General features: G+C 69.4%; 16 protein-coding genes. 8 read left to right on the forward strand and 8 right to left on the reverse strand.

Annotation, left to right across the window (positions count from 1 at the left end; translation table 11 throughout):
* Nucleotides 1–163: 163 nt before the first annotated feature.
* From ACFWV8_RS11990 to ACFWV8_RS12005, 4 genes are all read right to left on the reverse strand, one after another.
* Nucleotides 164–577 carry a hypothetical protein gene (locus tag ACFWV8_RS11990; RefSeq protein WP_384200107.1) on the reverse strand — a complete coding sequence of 138 codons (414 nt, stop codon included), beginning with the start codon at nucleotides 575–577 and terminating at the stop codon, nucleotides 164–166.
* Nucleotides 578–661: 84 nt separating this feature from the next.
* Nucleotides 662–1,534 carry a helix-turn-helix domain-containing protein gene (locus ACFWV8_RS11995; RefSeq protein ID WP_384200109.1) on the reverse strand — a complete coding sequence of 291 codons (873 nt, stop codon included), beginning with the start codon at nucleotides 1,532–1,534 and terminating at the stop codon, nucleotides 662–664.
* Nucleotides 1,535–1,565: 31 nt separating this feature from the next.
* Nucleotides 1,566–2,012, reverse strand: a complete 447-nt coding sequence (locus ACFWV8_RS12000; protein WP_384200144.1) for a DUF6879 family protein — start codon at nucleotides 2,010–2,012, stop codon at nucleotides 1,566–1,568.
* Nucleotides 2,013–2,334: 322 nt separating this feature from the next.
* Nucleotides 2,335–3,327, reverse strand: coding sequence for a hypothetical protein (locus ACFWV8_RS12005; RefSeq protein WP_384200111.1), 993 nt, complete (start codon nucleotides 3,325–3,327; stop codon nucleotides 2,335–2,337).
* 38 nt (nucleotides 3,328–3,365) lie between these two features.
* On the opposite strand from ACFWV8_RS12005, the gene ACFWV8_RS12010 reads away from it, so the two are divergent.
* The 5 genes from ACFWV8_RS12010 (at nucleotide 3,366) to ACFWV8_RS12030 (ending at nucleotide 10,732) form a co-directional block, all read left to right on the forward strand.
* The gene (locus tag ACFWV8_RS12010; RefSeq protein WP_384200146.1) at nucleotides 3,366–4,649 is read left to right on the forward strand and encodes a CapA family protein; all 1,284 of its coding nucleotides are present in this window, start codon (nucleotides 3,366–3,368) and stop codon (nucleotides 4,647–4,649) included.
* A 308-nt stretch (nucleotides 4,650–4,957) separates the two neighbouring features.
* Nucleotides 4,958–7,384, forward strand: a complete 2,427-nt coding sequence (locus tag ACFWV8_RS12015; protein WP_384200113.1) for a cache and HAMP domain-containing protein — start codon at nucleotides 4,958–4,960, stop codon at nucleotides 7,382–7,384.
* A gap of 6 nt (nucleotides 7,385–7,390) precedes the next feature.
* A complete protein-coding gene (gene pgsB, locus ACFWV8_RS12020) occupies nucleotides 7,391–9,097 on the forward strand; it encodes a poly-gamma-glutamate synthase PgsB (protein WP_384200115.1) in 1,707 nt (568 codons plus the stop codon).
* On the forward strand, nucleotides 9,094–9,576 hold the full coding sequence (locus ACFWV8_RS12025; RefSeq protein ID WP_329386365.1) for a poly-gamma-glutamate biosynthesis protein PgsC/CapC: 483 nt from the start codon (nucleotides 9,094–9,096) through the stop codon (nucleotides 9,574–9,576). The genes pgsB and ACFWV8_RS12025 overlap by 4 nt, the downstream gene beginning before the upstream one ends.
* 73 nt (nucleotides 9,577–9,649) lie before the next feature.
* Nucleotides 9,650–10,732 (forward strand): C40 family peptidase, encoded by a 1,083-nt coding sequence (locus ACFWV8_RS12030; RefSeq protein WP_384200117.1) that lies wholly within the window; start codon nucleotides 9,650–9,652, stop codon nucleotides 10,730–10,732.
* Nucleotides 10,733–10,774: 42 nt separating this feature from the next.
* Here ACFWV8_RS12030 and ACFWV8_RS12035 read toward each other — a convergent pair whose 3' ends face one another.
* The gene (locus tag ACFWV8_RS12035) at nucleotides 10,775–12,601 is read right to left on the reverse strand and encodes an MFS transporter (RefSeq protein WP_384200119.1); all 1,827 of its coding nucleotides are present in this window, start codon (nucleotides 12,599–12,601) and stop codon (nucleotides 10,775–10,777) included.
* A 374-nt stretch (nucleotides 12,602–12,975) separates the two neighbouring features.
* Nucleotides 12,976–15,270: a hypothetical protein gene (locus tag ACFWV8_RS12040; RefSeq protein WP_384200121.1), complete on the reverse strand. Its 2,295-nt coding sequence runs from the start codon at nucleotides 15,268–15,270 to the stop codon at nucleotides 12,976–12,978.
* 1,269 nt (nucleotides 15,271–16,539) lie between these two features.
* On the opposite strand from ACFWV8_RS12040, the gene ACFWV8_RS12045 reads away from it, so the two are divergent.
* From ACFWV8_RS12045 to ACFWV8_RS12055, 3 genes are all read left to right on the forward strand, one after another.
* Nucleotides 16,540–17,259: a GPP34 family phosphoprotein gene (locus ACFWV8_RS12045; protein WP_329386358.1), complete on the forward strand. Its 720-nt coding sequence runs from the start codon at nucleotides 16,540–16,542 to the stop codon at nucleotides 17,257–17,259.
* 297 nt (nucleotides 17,260–17,556) lie between these two features.
* Nucleotides 17,557–18,414, forward strand: a complete 858-nt coding sequence (locus tag ACFWV8_RS12050) for a helix-turn-helix transcriptional regulator (protein ID WP_329386356.1) — start codon at nucleotides 17,557–17,559, stop codon at nucleotides 18,412–18,414.
* 197 nt (nucleotides 18,415–18,611) lie between these two features.
* The gene (locus tag ACFWV8_RS12055) at nucleotides 18,612–18,803 is read left to right on the forward strand and encodes a DUF397 domain-containing protein (protein WP_384200124.1); all 192 of its coding nucleotides are present in this window, start codon (nucleotides 18,612–18,614) and stop codon (nucleotides 18,801–18,803) included.
* A gap of 186 nt (nucleotides 18,804–18,989) precedes the next feature.
* Here the strand turns inward: ACFWV8_RS12055 and ACFWV8_RS12060 are convergent, their stop codons facing one another.
* Both ACFWV8_RS12060 and ACFWV8_RS12065 read right to left on the reverse strand, forming a co-directional pair.
* Nucleotides 18,990–19,874, reverse strand: a complete 885-nt coding sequence (locus tag ACFWV8_RS12060) for a helix-turn-helix transcriptional regulator (RefSeq protein ID WP_384200126.1) — start codon at nucleotides 19,872–19,874, stop codon at nucleotides 18,990–18,992.
* A 36-nt stretch (nucleotides 19,875–19,910) separates the two neighbouring features.
* Nucleotides 19,911–20,717 carry an SDR family oxidoreductase gene (locus tag ACFWV8_RS12065; RefSeq protein ID WP_384200128.1) on the reverse strand — a complete coding sequence of 269 codons (807 nt, stop codon included), beginning with the start codon at nucleotides 20,715–20,717 and terminating at the stop codon, nucleotides 19,911–19,913.
* Nucleotides 20,718–21,341 lie beyond the last annotated feature (624 nt).

Raw genomic sequence — 21,341 nt, forward strand, 5'->3', positions numbered from 1 at the left:
CCCGTCATACCCCGAGCGACGGACGCTTCGAGGAACGGGCAGTGCCCGTACATCGCCTCGACGTAACCGGACACGTCCACTCTCGCGGGATTCTCCGACCGGTGCTCAACGAGGCGGAGCGCCCCGGCGGTCGGCCGGGACGCTCCGTCGGTCGGTGCGGTGATCACCGTGTGGCCGCTTTCGGCGCCATGTCGCCGTCGCTGGGCGTGGGTGAGCAGTCCCACTCGGCCACTACCGTGCCGGTCTTGCGGTAGAAGGCCAGGGACCGCTCGTTGATCGTGCCGTCGGCGTGGGTGAACCAGATCTCCGGCAGGGGGCCGTACATCTCCTCGTACGCGGCCACCCAGGCGATGGGCCCGCGTCCTGCCGTCTCGACATGGGCCAGCTCTCGACCAGCGTGCTCGGTGGTGAACGCCGCGTGAGCCCGGGATGCGTCGGCCAACTGGTGCCACACGGCGTCGATCGCCGTTGAGAACATCTCCGGTGCGGCGTGGCCGACGTCGAGCCGACGTGCGGTGATGGTGAAGAACTTGCCCAACTCGACCAGTTCCACTGTGCTCTTGGTGGCGGTACTCATGTGCTCCTCCAACAGATTGGCGGAGTCCGACGCTAAAGGCGGGGAAATGGGTTCATCAATGAGCTTGCCGGAACTTGCCTGCGATCACCGGAGAGATTCAACGGCCGCACTGATCAATTCTCTTGCCGCTGAACCGTAAACGGCGAGTTCCGACAGATCGGAGAACATCTGAACGTACATTCCGATCTCGTGGGAATGCTTGACGCTGAGATGCGCGGAGACCAGCTCGACATTCACCTCTGCCTCATCGAAGAGGAAGAATCCCTCAACCGGCCAGAGGCTGGTGCGATCAGCGGTCACGGGGATGATGCCGAGACTCACCGAAGGAAGGGACGCAGCCACGAGAAGGTGTCTCAGCTGGCCCGCCATGACCTCCGGGCCGCCGATGCGGTGGCGCAGGACACTCTCCTCCAGAAGCAGGGCGAAGCGATGATCGCCCTCATGAAGAACACGCTGCTTGTCCACGCGTACCCGGACGGCATCCTCCACATCGTCGACAAGCCCCCGCCGATCGCGGATGGACTTCAACAGCGCCTCGATGTACGGCGCGGTCTGCACGGGGCCCGGGATGAGCCAGGACGAGTAGATGCGAAACCGCCGAGTCCGTTCCCAGAGGGGAAGTACGGATTCCTGGGCGCGTTTGAGCCCGGTCTGCTCCATTCGACGCCACTCGACATACATCCCCTCGATACCGCGCGCGGTGGTCACCAATTCTTCGGCGAGCTGCGGAACTCCGCAGTGAAGTGCCCACGCACGCAGGTCCGCCTCTGAAGGGCGTCGGCCCCCGCTCTCGAAGCGGGAGCACTTCGATTCATGCCAGCCGGCTTGCCCGGCCAACGCGCGAGCGGTGAGCCCGGCGTTCTTCCTGATCTCGCGAAGACGCAGCCCCAGAGCCTTTGTGGCCTCCTGGACGCTTGACGAGGATGGCGGTGGTGGCGGGTTCCGTGAGGATCGCATGATCTGAGTTGTCCGTGCGGTTGGGACGGGGTCAGCTCGGCCGGTATTCCTCGTGCTCCGTTCCGAGTTCCCACACGGTCTCGAAAGCTGAGGCGCAGAGCTTCGCCACCTCGGGGTCGGTCGTCACATCGTGCTCCAGGGAGTCGCCGTCCCCGTCGAAGTGGTTGATGAGGACGAGACTCTCATCGAACAGCCAGAAGTCATTGCCGGGAAGAGCGATGCCTGTCACGTGACGACGGGAGAGCCAACGGACCTTCTCTCCGGCCGCGATGTTCAGTTCTTGCGTCACCTCGTGCTCGAAGCGGATGTATTCGCTGACGGGCTCCGAAACGATACGGGCCCGGCGTACATCCACCCCGCGAGCAGTTGCTTTGCGCACCAGCTCATACCAGTCCGGCCAGCGCTCGGCCGCGTCGATACGCTGCCCGGCGCGCCAGTCGATGAAGGCAGGGTCCGACTTCATGTAGCCGTCGCGCATCTCCAGAACCCTCAAGCCCTGGACGAGGTAGCTGTCCGTGGTGTCGTCCAGATACACCGTGGGAGAGCCGCCGTTGGGGCTCTCGGGATCCTTGCCGAGTTTACGCAGGGCCATGCTGCCCACCTCCACCACCGGTGACTTTCTGTACGGCTGATGTTGCCGTGCGTCCGCTCCAGGGGCCAGGAACTTGCCTGAACTTGCCACCGTGAACGGGCCGACCCGCCTACGCCGCCCCCGCCCCGTCCACCCCCACGCCCGCCGCACGTTCGCCCCTGCTGCGTTCCACGCAGAACTCGGGTACGGATGGGCACGGCGGCGCAGGTCAATTTCCGCCGCCCCACTCCCGTACCGCCGCCGCCATCGCCGCGACCGCGCTGTCCGTGTGCGCCGCGTCGCCCCGTACCGTCCGGTTCACCTCGACGTGCAGGAAGGGCACCCCCTCGTCGGCGGCGACTCTGCCCTGTTTGTTGTTACGGCCTTCGAGCGGGCACTTCTCCTCCCAGGCCCGGCAGACGCGGAACCCGGAGTCGTCCAACGCGCCAGCGAGCGTGCGGGCCTGGGGGCGCGCGTGGTCGCCCGCGCCCGTGGAGATGACGAGATCGCGGCCGGGGAGGGTGCTGTCGGCGTAGCCGTGGACCTGGATGCCGGGGATGGACCGGTCCACGAGTTCGGCGGTGATCGCGTGGAAGACCGTGTCCCGGCGGTGGGCGACATCCGCCGCGTCGCCCTCGCCCGCCCTGCGGTGGGCGCCCGCGATGACCAGGATGCCGCCGGGGGCGCCGCGCAGTACGCCCGCGCCGAGGCGGTCGGTGTACGCGTCGGCGACCGGGTGCGGGACCTGCACGCTGTAGCGCGGCGCGGTGTCCAGGTCGACGTAGACCCGTCCCCAGCCGCGCCGCGACTCGTCGCCCCGGTCGGCGATCTCCGCGTACCGGCGGCCGGGGCCGTCCCCGTCGCGCGGGGTGTCCCGCACGATCCGTACGCCGAAGTCCGCGTCGGCCAGCCTGCGCTCGGCCTTCGCGTGCTCACCGTCCACGTACAGCGCCACGCCCTCGGCGAGAGCCTCGCGTTCGGCGCGGTCCGGGGGCCGGAAGCGGGAGTCCGCGACGACCTCCGTGGCGTACGCGGAGAGCCTGCGCTCCAGTCCTGACGACGGGCCTTCGGCGGGGCCGGGGCCGGGGGACGGGGTGTCGGTGAGGGCGCTGTCGAGAGCCGGGACGACCACCGCGACCGCTGCCACCAGGAGCGCCAGAAGTACGGCGGTACGCGGCAGGTTTGTCGCTACCGTTATCTTTTTGGTCGGAACAGGGCTCATTGTCGAGTGAAAATATCAGCGTGACACCACAAAGAAACATGTCCGTCATACGCGACCGCCTGCCCAGGAGTACCGTCGCGCTGGCGTTCGCGCTCCTCGCGACGACGGCGGCCGGCTGCTCCCTCGTCGGCGGCGAAAGCGACGCCGCGGAGCCGAAGGGCGACCCCGCGTTCACCGTCGCCGCGGCCGGCGACATCCTGATCCACCCGCAGCTGACGCAACAGGCGTACCGGGACGCCGGTGTCACCGAAGTCCCCGAGCCGGTCGGCGAGAAAGTCGGCGCGGACGTTCCCGACCCCGACTTCCACAAGATCATGGCCGGGGTGAAGCCCGTCATCAGCAAAGCCGATCTGGCCATCTGCCACTTCGAGCCGGTGGTCGCGGGACCGAAGGGCCCCTTCCGCGGCTTCCCCGACTTCCTCGTGCCGCCGCAGATCACCGAGGCGATCAAGGACACCGGATACGACACCTGCTCGACCGCCTCCAACCACACGCTGGACGACGGCCCCGCCGGTGTGAAACGCACCCTGGACGCGCTGGACGCGGCCGGGCTGAAGCACACCGGTTCCGCGCGCAGCGCGGCCGAGGCGGCCAAGCCGCTGATCATGGACGTCAAGGGCGTGCGTGTGGCGCAGATTTCGTCCGCCCTCGGGTTCAACGGCCGTGAGGTACCGGCGGACAAGCCCTGGCTCAGCAACAAGAACTCGCTCGACACGATCGCCGCCGCCGAGAAGGCCGCGCGCGAGGCGGGCGCCGATGTGGTGATCCTGAGCATCCACTGGGGGCGGGAGCACCACCCCGACCCCCATTCCACGCAGCTCGAACTGGGCCGGCGGATCGCGAAGGAGACCGGGATCGACCTGATCGTCGGCCACCACGCGCATGTGGTGCAGCCGATGGAGAAGGTGGACGGTACGTGGATCGCGTACGGCCTCGGGAACCAGCTCGCACGGCACGACGTACCGTCCGGGCTGACCGAGGAAGGCGCGATCGGCTGGTTCGAGTTCCGCAAGAAGTCCGGCGGCGGGTGGGACGTGCAGGCGCGGTACGCGCCGACCTTCGTCACGATCCCGCCGGAGGAGGAGGGCGAGGCGGACGCGGGCACGGACGGCGTGGTAGTCGAGCAGTCCCCCGACCCCGTGAAGGGCGCGGCGAAGGACCACCGGCTGCTGGACATCGCGGGGGCGCTGCGCGACGACAAGGGTCTGTCGGCCGAGCAACGGGCCCAGTACCGGCTCGCTTTCGAACGCACCCGGGGCACGATGCTCAACAGGGGCGCGGCGAAGGACGGTCTGCGGCCGTTGAACGAGCTGCCGGACTGAGCCGGGGGTGCCGACAACACCGCCGGGCAGGCCCTGTCCGCCATCGAGAATTGAGCGGGTGCCCCTCGGTACGTAAGCCCTCGGACACGCTCAGGGCCCAGCATCCGAACCGCTGGAGCACGCCCACGCGCGCGTGGGCGGAATCCCCCGGTCCAAACGTCGCGTAAGTCACACCGGTCACTCTTTGTGCAACCATCCCCAAGGCTTGCGAGTCGGACTCTTGCGGCTAGGTCCTGTCGGGTGGATCCCCGCGCGCCCGCACGCACGCACAGCACCCGCCGATCACGAACATCCGAAAGGGAACGCTCATGGCCGCTTCGCCCGCGAAGCGACGGCACAAGGTCCGCAGACGGGCCGACATGTCCCTATTGGGCGGCATTCGCCCGCCCATCGCGGTCCTGTCCGCGCTCCTGCTCTCCCTCGCGGGAATCACGGCCCTCGGCTTCGGCCGCGCGAGCGAGGACTCCGTCCCGAAGGCCGTCATGACCTCACAGGCGCACTTCGCCGAGGACGGCGCCGTCGCGATGCGCGCCTCCATCGACGAGAGCGCGGCGGACCTGGCCAGAACCGCCGGACTGTTCAACGCGGGTGACCCCGCCCAGCCGGACGCCGTGGTCGACAAGATCGGCAGCGTCTACCAGAAGTGGGTCGGCACCGCCGTCGTGGAGATATCCTCCGGCCGGATGCTCGCGGCCCGCGGCGAGAACGTGCCCGTGGCCGCGATCGACACCTCCAAGCTCTCCGAGGAGGACGGGCTCAGCCCCCGTATGGTGCGCCTCGCCAACGGCGAGACCCGGCTGCTCTCCCTCCAGGTGCTGTCCTGGAAGGGACAGCACCAGCAACTGCTCATCGCCTCCAGCAGCCTGCGCTTCCCCGGCATCAGCCTCGGCAAGTTCCGCTCCATCGCGGTCATCGACAGCACCGGGCGCATCCTCAGCAGCGACGGCATCCCGGAGAGCGAGCAGGTCCTCACCGAGGACGAGCGCACCGGCGTCGCACGCTCCGAGAAGCAGCTCAAGGCGTTCGCCAAGGTCGCGGCCAAGCGCGCCAAGGAGCACCCCCTCAAGGCCAACGAGCCCGGCCAGGGCGGCTACACGGGAGTCAGCGGCAGCCTGCGCGGCGACCTCTTCGAGGGCGACCGCGCCATCGCCGGTTACGCGGCCCTCACCGGCCCGGAGCCCGGCAAGGGCACGGTCGCCACCTCGCTCGGACTGACGGTCGTCGCCATGGTGGACGTCGCCGAGGACCCGACCCGGGTGACCGACCCGCTGTTCGGGCTGCTCGCCGCCGGCGCACTGCTGCTGATCGGCGCGCTCGCCGTGGGCGTCCTGCTCGGTACGGTCCAACGGCCGCTGCTGCGGCTCTTCCTGGAGAGCCGGCGCCTGACCCGCGGCGATCTGACCCGTCCTGTCCTCGCGCCCCGCTTCGGCGAAGCCGCCCGGATCGGCGACGCGCTGGAGCGGCTGCGCCGCCAGCTGCTCGGGGAGCGCTCCGAGGCGGACGGGGCCGCGGACGGTACGTCCGGCGGCTCCGCCGCACGGCCGCGCCGGGGTCGGTTCGGCGCCCGCGCCCTGCTCGCGGTCTGCGGCATCCTGCTGCTCGTCTGGTCCGCCCCGATGCTGCTCCTGCTCAACCGGGCCGACGCCACCGCCGTCGTACCGGAACAGATCACCAACGACCAGCGCGAGCGCACCGACACCCTCTCCGACCGCGTCCGCCGTTCGCTCAACGAGGGCCACGCCGACCTGCTGTCCGTCGCCGGTCTGCTCGGCGAGCGCACCTCGCCCGAGGACATGACGAAGGTCCTGGAGCGCACGCGTACCGACCACTCGCGCTACCGCTCGCTGTACGTACGCGACGCCGACGGCACCATCGTGGCGCGGTCCGGCGAGTCCCCCCGGCTGCCCGACAACCCGAAGGACGAGAGCGGGAGCGAGGGCGCGGGCAAGAACGGGGACGGGGAAGGAAGCAAGGACGGGGCGAAGGACGCCGCCGCCGACGGCAGGCCGTTCGCCGACCCGATCACCGTCCTCAACGACTCCGGCACCGAACCGGTCATCGCGAGCTACGCCGAACTGCCCGGCCGTGACGGCAGTTCGGTCATCGGCGAGTTCCGCATCGACTTCATCAACTCGCTCCTCAAGCGGCCCGGCCTCGGCGAGATCCGTGTCGTCGACGCCGAAAGGCGCGTCCTGGGCGGCAATTCGGGCTATCTCGCCTTCGAGGACCTGCCGTCGGCACGCCTGACGGAACTCGTCGCGGGCACCAGCCAGAAGACCGGCGTCAGCGCCCGCGCGGGCGCCGTCGTCTACCGCGACGGCGGCGGCGTACAGGTGGCCGGCGCGGCCCCGTTCGTCGGCGGCGGCGCCGCCAGTTCGCTCAACTGGAGCGTGGTGAGCTGGCAGCCGGCCGCGGGCCTCGCGATCCCCGAGTACAGCCTTCAGAACCGCACCGTGCTCGCTGGCCTCCTCGGCATCACCGCCGCCGCCGCGTGTCTGGGCTGGCTGCACATCATCGTCGTACGGCCGCTGCGCGAGGTGGCCAAGCAGGCCGAATCGCTCGCGGGCGGCGACCGCCGCACCGTGCTCTACCCGCGCCACCACGACGAGGTCGGCGCCATCGCCCGCTCCCTGGAACTGCTGCGCCAGCAGGTGCTCGAACAACGCAAGCGGGACAGCGCGGGGGCGACGGCCCCCGCCGCGGCCCCCGCGCAGGCACCCGCCGGAAGGAACTGACCGACCGTGCTCTTCCTTTACACCGTGCTGCTGGTGTGCGGCGCGATCCTGCTGGTCGCCGGCGTCGTGGAGCAGCGCCGCCACTTCACCAACCTCAACCGCATCCCCGCCCGGGTGCTGGTCAACGGCATCCGCGGCAAGTCCTCCATCACCCGCCTCTGCGCGGGCGCGCTGCGCGGCGGCGACCTGATCACGGTCGCCAAGACCACCGGCACCGCGGCCCGGTTCATCCACCCGGACGCGACCGAGGAGCCGGTCTACCGGAAGTTCGGCATCGCGAACGTGGTGGAGCAGATCGGGATCGTACGGCGCGCCGCGGCGTACAACCCGGACGCGCTGGTCATCGAGTGCATGGCCGTCATGCCTGCTCTCCAGGAGATCAACCAGTCCAAGCTGATCCGCTCCACGATCGGCGTGCTGTGCAACGTCCGTGAGGACCATCTCGCCGAAATGGGCCCGACGCTGGACGACGTGGCGCGCTCGCTGTCGCGCTCGATGCCGGAGGACGGCATCTGTGTGACGGCGGAGAAGGAGCGCTTCGACATCCTCAAGGAGGAGGCGGACGCGCGGAACTGCCAACTGATCTACGCGGATCCGGAGACGGTCAGCGACGAGGAGCTGCGCGGTTTCAGCTGGTTCACGTTCAAGGAGAACGTGTCGATCGCGCTCAAGGTCGCCGAACTGATGGGCGTGGAGCGCGAGACGGCGCTCCAGGGCATGTACGACGCCCCGCCGGACCCGGGTGTCCTGTCGGTCGAGCGGTATCTCACGCCGGACGGGAAGCGGCTGCGGTTCGCGAACGTCTTCGCGGCGAACGACCCCGAGTCGACGCTGATGAACATCAACCAGCTCCTCGACCTGGGCGCGATCGCCCGCCCGCTGAACGTCGTCATCAACTGCCGCCCCGACCGCGTCGAGCGCAACGGCCAGATGGGCGAGATCGTCCCCGACCTCCAGCCGGACCAGGTGTTCGTGATCGGGCACCCGGCGAAGAGCGCGATCGACGCGATCCCGGCGGAGTGGCGCTCGCGCGCAGTGGACCTGGGCGGTGACAAGCGCGACCCGGAGGAGTTCATGCGGGAGCTGCTGGAGCGGCTCGGGCCGGACTCGTCGCTGGTCGCGATCGGCAACATCCACGGGCAGGGCGAGCTGCTGCTTGAGCACCTGGCGGAGCTGCCGGCGGACGAGACGCCGGACCCGGACCCGGTTCCGGGGCAGGGCGCCGTCCCTGCGGCAGCGTCCGCGCCCGCCCCCGCCCCCGTACCTTCATCGGCGTCGGTGGCTTCGGCGGCGGACCCGGCCGGTGACCCCGCCGCGACGGCCGCGCTGCCGGTGGTCGTACCCACGCAGGCCCCCCCGCGGTCGGCCGAGCCTGCCACCGAGCTGGTGGCCCGCCTGACCGGTCAGCAGCCGCCCGCACCCGCCGCACCAGCTCCCGCACCCGCCGCGGGAGCTCAGCACCCGCGCCACGAGGACACGTTGGCGCTCCCCCGCTACTCACCCCACATCGACCCGTTCCAGCCCTACCCCGAGGCCTACGAACAGCGCTACCAGCGGCCGGCCCGTCCCCGCGGCCCCTTCGAGCCGGTACGGCTGCCGGCCGACGCGGCGGACGACCGTGAGCCCGACCCCGGTCGGCAGCCCCAGCAGCCCCCGTACGGCCACGGTCCGCAGCCGCCGCAGACCCCGCAGAATCCTGGAGAACCCCGTTGATCCCCGCAGTCCTCACGCCCGAGATCGCCGCCATAGGCATCGGCCTGGGCCTGATGTTCTCCCTGATCTGCTACCTGACGACCAATCTCTCCCCCGGCGGCATGATCACGCCGGGCTGGCTCGCGCTGACCCTCGTCGAGGACCTCCAGCGTGCCGCCATGGTCGTCGGTGTGACCGTGCTGACGTACGTGACCACGCTCCTCGTCCAGCGCTTCGTGATCCTCTACGGAAAGCGGCTCTTTTCCGCCGTCGTCCTCATCGGTGTGCTCCTCCAGGCGACCGTGATGATCGTGCTGTCGCTGGAGTTCCCCCTGCTGTACGCGAACCAGACGCTCGGCTTCATCGTGCCGGGCCTCATCGCGTACCAGCTCGTCCGCCAGCCCAAGGGCGCGACCATCCTCGCGACCGGCACGGTCACGCTCATGGCGTACGTCGTCCTCACCGCCGGCATCCTGCTCGGCGCCCTGCCCACCACATGAGCGGCCCTGGAATGACACCCCCCAGGACCGCCCACGTGCCCGAGATACCTGGACCCTCCGGAGCTGACCTCTCATGAGTGCCAAGGCCAACAAACGCGGTACCCGCCGTTTCCTGCACGCCGCCACCGTCATCGCGCTGCTCGCCGGCAGCGCGTACCTCACCGTCGAACTGCGCAAGGACGAGCAGGCGAAGGCCCCCGCCGTCCAGGCGATCACGGACACCCCGGACCTGACGTCGGCCGGGGACGCGCGCAACGGCGAACAGAAGTGGGAGCGGCTGAAGAACCCGGAGCGCTCGGTGCTGCGCTCCGGCAAGGGAGCCGTGCTCGCCACCTTCACCGACGGGGCGCGCACCGCGACGCTGACCGGGCCGAGCCGTACGTTCTCCGAGCCCACGAGCACCAAGTCCCGGGTGGTGACCGAGAACTGGGTGCGGCTGATGCCCGAGCCGTGGAAGAAGGACGCCGAGAAGGAGCAGTGGTTCAAGGACTGGTTCGAGGAGTTCTACGGCAGCGAGGAGGACGACCTGTTCGCGTACGCCTTCCAGTACGTCCAGGGCGCCCCGGTCAAGGAGGACGGCGAGGGCACCCCGTACGCGGGTGACGCGGACTTCGGCCCGATCAACCCCGAGGGCAGCCTGGGCGCCGACTACCGGCTGGAAGAGTCGGACTTCTACGACTACCTGGGCATTCCGTACACCTTCCGCGACGGCACCACCATCCAGCCGGAGCAGATGCGCTACCGCTCCATCGACTGCTCGGGCTTCATCCGGACGGTCTTCGGCTACCGGGGCCGCTTCCCGCTGATGGCCGACGACAAGACCGGTGACGGACTGCCGCGTACGGCGAACGGCATGGCCCGCTCGGGTACCGGCACGGACATCATCAAGCTGACGGGGAACGCGCCGTACGAGCGGCCGAAGTCGATCAGCGTGCTCCAGCCGGGCGACCTGGTCTTCTTCAAGCTCGACGCGCGGACCAAGGAGCGGCTGGACCATGTCGGCATCTACATGGGTGTGGACACCGACGGGCACCAGATGTTCGTCTCCAGCCGCGAGGAGGTCAACGGGCCGACGATCGGCGACACGGGCGGCACGTCACGCCTGGACGGCAACGGCTACTACGCGAAGACGATGCGCAGCGCGAAGCGCCTCTGACCCGGTTCTCGTGGGCGGGCGCTGTCGGCCCTCGTCGCGCCGTCAGAGCTCGTCGCGCAGCTCCTCCGGGCAGGGCGTGCCCGGACGGAGCTGGTACGGCGCCGCGATGCGATACGTCCCCGGGCGCGGGGCCAGCAGCTCCGTCCACTCGTCGCCGTCGGTGTTCTTCTCGGCCCGGAACAGACAGCCGTTGGGGTTGGTGTACTTCTTCGGACCGTCCTCGTCAGCCTTGGACGCCGCCGTCTCCTCCGGCCGGTCCAGGCTCTCGCCCTTCTCGTCCACGACGGCGAGCCAGCGCGAGTACGGGATACGGATCAGCACCCGCCCGGCGGACTTCACCTCTATCGTCAGCTCGTCGGGGGACGCCCGCCGCACGTCCGCGGGCGGGTCGGCCAGCGGCATCGGGTCCTGGACCTCGTAGAGCTGCCAGTTGGCGTCGCCCCACAGGTGGTTGAGATAGGGCAGACCGCGCTGTACGAGCTCCGCCTCCTGGTCCGCGCCGTTGTCGGGACGGCCCTTGGGCAGCACCACGTAACGGACGGCCCAGCGGTCCAGCCAGGCACGGTAGGTGTCGTCGGTGAGGCTGTCGTCGTAGAAGAGCGGGTTGCGCTCCATGTCGGCCTGGCGGTTCCAGCCGCGGGCCAGGTTGACGTACGGCGCGAGCGCGGAGGCCTCGCGGTGGCTGCTGGCCGGGACGACCTCCACCCGGCCGCGCTCGGCGCCGACCTCCTGCAACTCGTTCACCAGCGGCGCCAGTTCCCGGGCCCAGGACGCGGTGGGCGCGGTACGGATGATGTCGTCGACGCCCTTGAAGCCGACCCAGAAGTTGACCGCGGCGAACGCGAGCAGGAGCGCGTACCACTTGCGTGTGCGCGGCGCCGTGTACGGCAGCGCGGCCAGCAGCACCACACCGCCGACGATCATCGCGAGCCGCGACACGTTGGAGCCGATCTGCGAGTCGATCGCCCAGGTCAGGAGCGTTCCGATGCCGTAGACGGCGGCTGCGGTGCGGACCGTGTGCCAGTCGCGCGGGACCAGGAAGAAGGCGACGACGGAGAAGAGGAAGGGCAGCGACGCGGTCCCCAGCGACATCGGCTGGGTGCCGGAGAACGGGAACAGCCAGGCGGAGAGCGCGACGACCGCGACCGGGGCGAGGCCGACCGCGTACGCCCCCGGACGCCGCTTGTTGAGGAAGAGCGCGGCGGCGACCACACCGAGGAAGAGCCCGGCCACCGGGCTCGCCGCCGTGGCGAGACCGGCGAGCGGCGCGGCGACCACGGCCTTGGCCCAGCGCTTGTAGCGCCAGCGGTGCGGCCAGCAGAAGACGGCGGCGACGGCGCCGAGCGCGAACATCGTGCCGAGACCGAACGTCACGCGGCCGGAGAGCGCGTTGCAGAAAAAGGCGAAGACGCCGGCGAAGGAGCAGGCGAGCGGATTCCGGACGGCCTTGACGCGGTAGAGGATCAGCGAGGTGAGGGCGGCCGAGACCGTGCCGACGATCATCATCGTCGTACGGACGCCGAACAGCGACATCAGGTAGGGCGAGACGACGCTGTACGAGACGGGGTGCATCCCGCCGTACCAGGCGAGGTTGTACGCGGAGTCCGGGTGGCGGCCGACGAACTCGGCCCAGGCGTCCTGCGCGGCGATGTCGCCGCCGCTGTTGGCGAGGAAGAAGAACCAGAGCAGGTGGACGATTCCGGCGACGGAACCGGTGAGCAGGACGGGGTGGCGGAGCAGGCGGCTGCGGAGGTCTTTGGCGGGTGCGGGGTCCGGTGCGGCCTGGCCCGAGGCCCCTGTCCGCTCCCCCTCCGCCCCCTCGGGCGTGGTGGAGTTGCCGTCGGCGCGCGTCGGCTCAGCGGTGGTCACTGCGACTCTCCCCGTCTCACCGTCGGCCCGGTGTGCCGGCCCTCCGGGTTTCGTCCGGCCCTGGGGCGTGTCCGCGAAGTCCCGTCTGGCTCACGGCGTCTGGCACGCACGCTCGCCGCGTTGTCGGAGTCGCTCAAGTACGTCCAGTACAAGAGCGATCCTCCGCCTTGCGATCGCACGCACCAGACGCCGTGAGCCCCGCCCTGAGGGCGGACGACGCCACTTCGCGAACGCGCCCCAGGTGTAAGGACGCCGTCCCCGCGTCCTGAGTTGCCTGGCTGCCCTTTCTCGGACGCTAGCACGCGTCAGGCCGGGGGGAGGGCGCCGGAACCGGCGCCCTCCCGTGCGGTCGTGGCCGGAATCGGCCGACCGGGTCAGCTCACCCGCGTCAGCTTGTCGGTGAACGTCGGCTCGGAAACGTCGCTCTGAAGGGCGACGGCCACCTCGACCTGGCTTCTGCCCTCGCCCACGGTGAGCGTGCCGACGTGGGTTCCGGCGGCTGCCGAGTGCGGCAGGGTCTTGCCGCCGTCGGTCAGTTCGAGCTTGACGGTGAGGCCGGACCAGCCGACGGCCTTCACGTCCTCGGTGGCGACGACCGGGGTCGTCGTGCCCATGCCGTTGTCGACCTCGCCGACGACGTCGCCCTTCTTCACTATCGTCGCGCCCTCCAGCTCGTCCTGCGTCGCGAGCATGACGTCCTTGCTCACGGCGTTGACGGTGTCGATGATGGGCGCCTCGTGCTGACCGAGGACGGCTCCGACGATCAACTGGTCGGTGTCACCGACCATCTTGTGCGCGGCGAAGAGGAGATTGCCGCCGGCCTTGGTGGTGGAGCCGGTCTTGATGCCGAGGGCGCCGTCGTACGGGACGAGGGTGTTGTAGTTCCGCCAGCTCTTGCCCGACGGGTCCGTCCACTCGGGCAGCTTGGTGATGTCCATCAGGGCGGGGATCTCGACGAGCTTCTGCCCGAGCTTCACCTGGTCCTCGGCGGAGCTCACCGTGGTCGCGTCCAGCCCTGACGGGTCGGTGTACGTGGTGTTCTTCATGCCGAGCTCCTCGGCGGTGTCGTTCATCTTCTTGACGAACGCCTCCTCGGAGCCGTTCGCGTCCCAACGGGCAAGCAGGCGCGCGATGTTGTTCGCGGACGGGATCATGATGGCGGCGAGCGCGTCGTGCTGGGTGAGGGTGTCGCCCTCCTTGACGGTGTTGAGGGTCGACTCACCCTGTGCGTCGAGCCCGCCGTCCTCCTCGGCCTTGGCGTCGACCTCGATCGACGGGCCCTCGTCGCCCCGCTTCAGGGGCTTGTCCTTGAGAACGACGTACGCGGTCATCGCCTTGGCGACACTGCCGATGGGAACGGCCTTCTGCTCCCCGAACGACCCGACGGTCCCGAGCCCGGTCGCGGCCATGTAGCCCTGCCCCTCGCCGGGCCACGGGAGCGAGGGCTTGTCACCCTCGAAGGTGTACGTGGACTTGGCGGTCAGGTTCAACGTGGGCGCGGGGAGCGGACGCACGGCCTGTACGACCGCAAAGATGATCAGCACGAGCACCAGCAACGGCGTCCAGATCTTGACCCGCCGTACGACGGTACGGGCGGGGGTCTCGGGCGGCGCGGGCTTGTTGGTGAGCTCGGCGAGCAGATCGAGCGGCGGCAGGGGCGGCAGGGGCTGCTGCCGCGTCCGCTCGGCCTCGGCGACGGCCTGCGCGCCTGGCGCCCGCTGGTCTTCGCCCCGCAGGGGCACGAATGTGCTGCCGCGCTCGGAGGGAAGCTCACCCGGCGCCTGCGGCGGAAGCTTGAGCATGGCGGTGGGCTGATCGACCTCGGGCCGCTTGACGGCTCTGAAGACGGCGGTCTTCCGATCGACGCCGGGCTCGTGGTCGGTACCGGCGCCCGGCTGGGCGGCGGCGGGTTTTACGGCGGTGCCGGTGTCCGACTGAGCAGCTGCGGGCTTCGAGCCGCCGCCTGCGTCCGACTGGCTGTCGGGCGCGGCTGCGGCCTTGGCGCCGTCGCCACCTTCTCGCCCGGCTGCGGGCTTTGCGGCGCTGCTGGTGTCCGGCTGAGCGCCGGGCCTGGCGGCCCCGGCGGCGGCCTTCGCACCTCCGGTTTCCGGCTCGGCACCAGGCCTGGCGCCCGTAGGGGGAGGCGTCGATGCGGCAGACGCGGCAGCGGTTTGCGCGCCGCCACCGCCTTCCCGCGCGGCAGCGGGCTTTGCGGCACCGCCGGCGTCCGACTGGCTGTCGGGCTTGGCGGACGTCGGCCCGGCGGGCGCGGCGGCGGCCTTCGCGCCGTGGCCACCTTCCCGCCCGGCAGCGGGCTTTACGGCGCTGCTGGGGTCCGACTGAGCGTCGGTCTTGGCAGACGCGGCTGCGGGCTTTACGGCGCCGCCGGCGTCCGACTGGCCGTCGGGCCTGGCGCCCGCCGGCCCGGCGGTGGCCTTCGCGAGGCCGGTTTCCCGCTCGGCCCCGGGCCTGGCGCCCGTAGGAGCAGGCGCCGATGCGGCAGACGCGGCAGCGGTCTGCGCGCCGCCACTGCCTTCCCGCCCGGCTGCGGGCCTTACGGCGCCGCTCGTTTCGGCGTTGGAGGCCGTCGGGTAGGGCTTCGGGCCCCCGCCGGTTTCCGGCTCGGCCCCGGGCCTGGCGGCCGTGGGGTGGGGCGTCGGCCCAGGCACGGTAGGCGCGGCTCCAGGCTTTGCGGCCGGGTCGGCCCCGGCCTTCGGCTCGGCAGACGCAGTCTGCGGCGTCGCACCACCGCCGACTCCGGCCTTGGCATCGGACGCCGGCCCAGCGGACGGGGGCCCATCTGCCGAGCCGACTTCGGTCTTCGGCTCGGCGGACGCAGCCCGAGGCGTCACGGCACCGCCAGCTCCAGGCCTGACGGCCCCGGCATCGACCCCCGGCCCGGCGGCCGGGCCGGGCCCCGCCTTCGGCTCGGCACCGCCGGCTTCCGGCTTGCCAGACGCGGCATCAGCCGCCAACTCGGACGTCACCTTCGGTGAGGCAGACACCGCACCACCCGGCTTTGCAGCCTCCGGCTCGGCGTCGGCCGACGCGGCCTGAGGCGTCACGGCACCGCCAGCACCCAGCCCGGCCCCGGCCTTCGGCTCCGCGCCGCCGGCATCCGGCTTGCCGGCCGTGGCATCAGCCGCCGACTCGGACCTCGCCTTCGGCGGGGCAGACGCGCCCCGTTCGGCCTCCGGCACCCGGAAGACGGCAGTCCCCCGGTCGACCTCCGCCTCAGACGCCGCGCCACCCCGCGTTTCCGGCTTCGCCGGGGCAACGCCAGCCTCCGACCCCGTATCCGCGACTGACTTGCGTTCAGCCGTGGATTCCAGTTCGGCCGGTACCCGGAAAACGGCCGTCCCCCGGTCGGTGCCGGGCTCGGCCGAATCGGCCCCAGGCGCGGCAGGCGCCCCGCCACCCACCAACTCCGCCTCCGCCGAAGGGCCCTCAGAAGCCGTCACAGGCGCCCCAGCAGCCTCAGGAGCCCCAGAGGCCCCCCTCTCGCCCCGGGCCGGGGAAACGGCCTTCGCAGGGTCGACAGAGGGCTTCGTCGTGTCCGCCGCGGAACCGTCGCGGGCCGGTGTCGCGTCCTTGGACGTGTCGGCGCCGTCCTTCGCCTCCCCGGCAGTGGCGTCCGCGGCCGACTCCCGGAAGACCGCGAACCTCGGGTCCTGTTCCGCCGTCGCCTCCCCCGACGACTTCCGCTGCTCCGACTTGTCGGGGGACTCGCCCGCCACCGTGCCTCCTCATGCGTGTGCGGCGCGTCGCGCACTCCGCCGCACTCTCCGAACCGATTATCAGTGTCCTGTGGGAAACCACAGCCCAAGCGCAAGACGAGAACGACATACATAACGGTTCCCGCACAAAGCAACCAGGCACTCTCGACAGACCAATGTGAGAGGGGTCACCCTGTCATTCATCCACGCGGGGAGGCATGGATGGGCAGGAGCCGCAGAACAATTCCGGAGGAGCTTCTGTTGCTCGCTCTGGACCCGGCCACGGGTACCACAGCGCAGCCGCAGTCGCTCGACCTCGGCCTGGCCGGAGCACAGCTAGTGGAGCTGGCTCTGGCAGGACGGATAGCCCCTGACGGGGATCGTATCGCCGTGGTGATGCCACGGCCGACCGGAGATCCGACTCTGGACTCCGCGCTGGAACTGCTGCGCAGACGTGGCAGTCCGGTTCGCGCAGTTCACTGGATCGGCGGGCCCCGATTGGGGCTCCGTCAGATTTACCTCGCGCATCTGGAGCGGTGCGGCATGGTTCATGCCGTGGCGGGCCAGATGTGCGGCGTGCTGCCGACGACGCGCTACCAGGCGACGGAGACGGCGATCAGCCGCGACATCAGGTCACGGCTGGACAGTGCGATCCGCACCGGCGTACCGCCGGACCCGCGGACCGCGGCGCTCGCCGCCCTGGCCCACGCGGTCGGACTGGGCAAGCACCTGTACCCCGGTAACGAGGGGCGCTCGTCGCGCTCCCGGCTCCGGGATCTGATCAGACACGACCCCATGGGCGGTCTCGTGGCGCATGCCGTGATGGACGTCCAGAACGGTGTGGCCGCTCAGCCGCGCCGTAACCCCGCACCGGGAGGCCGACCGCCGGCCGTACCGATGCAACCGCAGCGCGGCGGCATGGCCCGCGTCGCGGCGCACTGAGACAACACGGACGACAAAGCACGGACACGACAGCACGCGGGTATCCGAATCCGCCGCGCCGACGTCCCCAGAGACCCGGTTCGGGAGCCGCAAGAGACGCGCGGGGTCCAGCCGTACAAACGGCTGCCCCCGCGCGTCGCGCGCGCCCTGATACAGGTCCGGCGGCGGTGTGTCCACTTAATCGACCGCGCTTTCTCCTGTGTGCCTGTTTTCCAGCGCGATTGGCCCTATCGGTGGCAGTCTGCTGAGACGTAGACACTCAGAGCTACGCAGTTTCTCAGCAGGAGGTGCCGTTCCGTGGCGTCCAGTGTCAATCCCACCGTCAGGCGACGCCGGTTGGGCCAGGAGTTGCGCCGGCTCCGCGAGGTCAAAGGCATGACGGCCGAGGAGGTGGCGGAGCGCCTGCTGGTCTCCCAGTCGAAGATCAGCCGTCTGGAGAACGGTCGCCGTTCCATCAGTCAGCGCGATGTCCGCGACCTGTGCGGTGTGTACGAGGTCGAAGACAAACGCATTGTCGAGTCGCTGATGCAAATGGCCAAGGACTCGCGCCAGCAGGGCTGGTGGCACGCCTTCGGCGATATCCCGTACAGCGTCTACATCGGCCTGGAGACGGACGCGGCCTCGCTGCGCGTGTACGAGTCACTCATCGTCCCCGGCCTGCTCCAGACACGCGAGTACGCCCAGGCGGTCATCGAAGGCATGTGGCCCGAGGAATCGGCCGGTGATGTCGAGAAGCGGATCCAGATCCGGCTCAAGCGCCAGGACCGGCTCACGGACCCCCACGACCCGCTGCGCTTCTGGGCGGTCATCGACGAGGCGCTTCTGCGGCGCGTGGTGGGCGGTCCCCAGATCATGGCCGACCAGTTGAAGCACCTTTCGCAATTGAGTGCCCAACCCCACGTGACCTTGCAGGTGGTTCCCTACGACGCCGGCGCTCATCCGGGTATGTACGGCAAGTTCGCGATTCTTGAGTTCCAGGAGGCGTCGGACGCGACCGTCGTCTACCTGGAAGGAGTGACCAGCGACCTCTACCTGGAGAAGGCGAATGACGTGCAGAGTTACACCGTCATGTATGAGCATCTTCGGGCAAAAGCCCTCAGTGCCGAGCATTCAAGGGCGTTCATCGACAAAATCGCTGCGGACTACGGCGGCTGACGGATCATCAGAAGAAGTGGCGCGGATTCTACACACGCAATGATGAAGTGGGTAGCTCACTTGGGCAATTTCCACCCTGTTGAGTGAACACGCAATGAAACCCATGATCTCACGGCGTAGCGTCGATCAAGTCAGCGCGCAATGCGGCGCGCGAGCGATTCGACCCGCGCCGAAATGGCACGACCACCGGAGTGATCATGGTTCATCAGCGAGGTTCTTTGGCCGAGTGGACGAAGTCCACGTACTCGGCGAACGGGGATTGCGTGGAGGTGCGCACAGATCCGGCAACAGCCATCTCTGTCCGTGATTCCAAGAATCCCAGCGGCCCCGTCCTGAATTTCGACTCGAAAGCCTGGGAGGCCTTCGTGGCCGATCCAGGCAATCTGTAAGCCACAATTTCCGAACACCTTTGGTGAGCGGCCCGAGTGATTCCGAGCCCAGCCCTCTCGTCTGGTTCGCCGTCCCGGCCGAGGGGGCCCCTCGCTTTCAGGCACAGCGATTGCCACTGAGCCCGGATCCACCGGCTTGATGCCCGAGATGCAAAGACGGACCCTAGTACGGCTGAAGGGGTTGGACTATCCGTCGTGTGGTTCGAGCTCGGTCGCCAGTGCCTTTTGGGTGGCCGCCCACGACGCCAGGAGCGCCAAATTGTCGGCGGTCGGTGTGCCCGCGGGTGCGGTGTAGACGTTGAGGTGCAGGCCGGGTTCGGCGGGCAGTTCCATGGACTCGACGTCCAAGTCGAGCTGGCCCACGATCGGGTGGCGCACCCGCTTGCGGCCGGACCGGTGCAGCCGCACGTCCTGAGACGCCCACCGCTGCCGGAACAGTTCACTGCACGTTGACAGTTCGCCGACCAGGGCGATCAGTTCCTCGTCGTGCGGATTGCGGCCGGCTGCCATGCGCAGCTTCGCGGCCGCGTCACCGGCAACCTGGTCATAGTCGACAAAAAGATCTCTGGCCGCCTCGGCGTTCAGATAGACGAACCGCGCTGTGTTCGCGGGCCGTCGCGGGTCGGCCAGCACCGGTGAATACAGCGCGCGAGCGAGTTGATTCATGGCGAGCACGTCATAGCGGCCGTTACCGATCCAGGCCGGCGCATCGGAGATGGCGTCGAGCACCTGCTGCAGTGTCGAGCGCACCGTCACGGCAGGCCTGCGCCGGCGTGGGCTGCGGGGCACCCTGGATTGGCGCGCGAGGTGGAACAGGTGGTCGCGCTCGGCTTCGTCGAGTTGCAAGGCAGAGGCCAACCCGTCGAGCACACCGTCGGAGGCACCGGCGAGGCTGCCGCGCTCCATGCGCACGTAGTAGTCGACGGATACCCCCGCCAGGAGCGCTACCTCCTCGCGGCGCAGACCTTTGACCCGGCGGTTGCCGCCGTAAGCGGGCAGGCCCGCCTGCTCGGGTGCGATGCGGGCGCGACGTGAGCTGAGAAACTCCCGGATCTCGGTGCGTAGATCCATCGCGGTTATCTCCTCACCGTAAGCCCGTCCCGCAGCCTAATGGATACCCGTTGCGGTCGTTGCGGTGCCGCCGTCCACCGGGATGATGGCGCCCGTGAGGTAGGACCCAGCCCGGCTGGCGAGAAACACGGCGGCACCCGCCATGTCGTCGTCGCGGCCGAGCCGGCGCAGAGGGGCCGCCGCCGCGATCGTGTCGCCGATGGCATCGAGAGTGGTCGCCATCATCTGCGACGGGAACACTCCCGGTGCTACCGCGTTCACCGTGATGTGCTGTGGGCCCAGCTCTCTGGCAAGTACCCTGGTGAGTTGATGGAGTGCCGCTTTGCTGCTGGCGTACGAGTAGTTGGGCGACGGGGCGACGTGGATGGCGGCGATGCTGCCGATGTTGATGATCCGTGCGGGATCATCGGCGGTGCCCGCCTTACGAAGTGCCGGGAGCACTGCCTGCACCAGCCAGAACGGCGACTTGAGGTTGAGGTCGAGCACTGCGTCCCAGGCCTCGTCCGGGAACGTCTCCAGCGGCTCGCGCCACATCGCTCCCGCGTTGTTGACAAGGATGTCCAGGCGTTCCGAGTCGGCCTGGACAAGATCAGCGAGGCGCTGACACTCGTCGTGCCTGGACAGGTCGGCGGGGATTGCTCGAACGTCGCCGAATTCGGACAGTAGACGCTGTGCCTCCGCGCACGTGTCCGCGTTGCGTGAGCTGATGACGACGCGGGCGCCCGCCTGGAGAAGGCCGCGCGCTATCATCATCCCAATACCTCTGGTGCCTCCAGTGACAAGGGCGTACTTTCCCCTCAGATCGAAAAGTTCTGTGTGAGTGGTGAACTGGTTGTCCGCCATTGATCTCCGTCCCTTCTGTCGTAAAAGAATGCGCCGACACGGTCGCGCGTTCTGGGCAGCTGAATTGAACTGATGGAGGTAAAGCTGCAGCGCGTTTCCATGGAGTGTTGTCGGCGCTTTCGACTCAAGCAGGTTGACAGGCGTTTGGGACGTCGGGGAGACCCTGGTGATACAGGTACTGTCAGAACCCCCCCTTGCCTGGTGCGCCGAGCCCGGATCACCCCGGCTTGATGCCCGTGGATGGTTCACCCAGAAACGAAGAAGTGCCTTGCGACCTGCGATGATCGGGTTTTTCTAGGACCACATCAGGCCCGCCTCGAAGGACGGCACCGGCGCCTTCCCTGCGGAGAAAGTGATGTCGCCGGTGGGCGGCATGGCCGCGGGCGCCGGCCCTCTGACGCTCCCTGACCGACCTGCCCGAAAGGGCCCGAGACCTGTGGACAGAGTGGAAGAGTCCGCCTGCTTGAGCCCCAGAAGCGGTTCGCAAGGTCATGGCGTGAGTCCGGTGCATCCCCCTCTTCCGGCCGGTACGGAACCCGCATCCCGTACAGCCTTCTCCACTGATGGCCGGAGTCTGACGAAGTGCCAGCCCATCGTGTGGCCCATGTCACGTGCACGACAACG

The organism is Streptomyces sp. NPDC058665, from assembly GCF_042714995.1.
GTDB lineage: Bacteria > Actinomycetota > Actinomycetes > Streptomycetales > Streptomycetaceae > Streptomyces.

Bases quoted from the DNA above. Each gene is read 5' to 3' on its own strand.
- ACFWV8_RS12015 (WP_384200113.1), top strand. From the start codon at position 4,958: ATGGCCGCTTCGCCCGCGAAGCGACGGCACAAGGTCCGCAGACGGGCC.
- ACFWV8_RS12060 (WP_384200126.1), bottom strand. From the start codon at position 19,874: ATGGATCTACGCACCGAGATCCGGGAGTTTCTCAGCTCACGTCGCGCC.
- ACFWV8_RS12000 (WP_384200144.1), bottom strand. From the start codon at position 2,012: ATGCGCGACGGCTACATGAAGTCGGACCCTGCCTTCATCGACTGGCGC.
- ACFWV8_RS12055 (WP_384200124.1), top strand. From the start codon at position 18,612: ATGGTTCATCAGCGAGGTTCTTTGGCCGAGTGGACGAAGTCCACGTAC.
- ACFWV8_RS12045 (WP_329386358.1), top strand. From the start codon at position 16,540: ATGGGCAGGAGCCGCAGAACAATTCCGGAGGAGCTTCTGTTGCTCGCT.
- ACFWV8_RS11990 (WP_384200107.1), bottom strand. From the start codon at position 577: ATGAGTACCGCCACCAAGAGCACAGTGGAACTGGTCGAGTTGGGCAAG.
- ACFWV8_RS12005 (WP_384200111.1), bottom strand. From the start codon at position 3,327: ATGAGCCCTGTTCCGACCAAAAAGATAACGGTAGCGACAAACCTGCCG.
- ACFWV8_RS12010 (WP_384200146.1), top strand. From the start codon at position 3,366: ATGTCCGTCATACGCGACCGCCTGCCCAGGAGTACCGTCGCGCTGGCG.
- ACFWV8_RS12065 (WP_384200128.1), bottom strand. From the start codon at position 20,717: ATGGCGGACAACCAGTTCACCACTCACACAGAACTTTTCGATCTGAGG.
- ACFWV8_RS11995 (WP_384200109.1), bottom strand. From the start codon at position 1,534: ATGCGATCCTCACGGAACCCGCCACCACCGCCATCCTCGTCAAGCGTC.
- ACFWV8_RS12030 (WP_384200117.1), top strand. From the start codon at position 9,650: ATGAGTGCCAAGGCCAACAAACGCGGTACCCGCCGTTTCCTGCACGCC.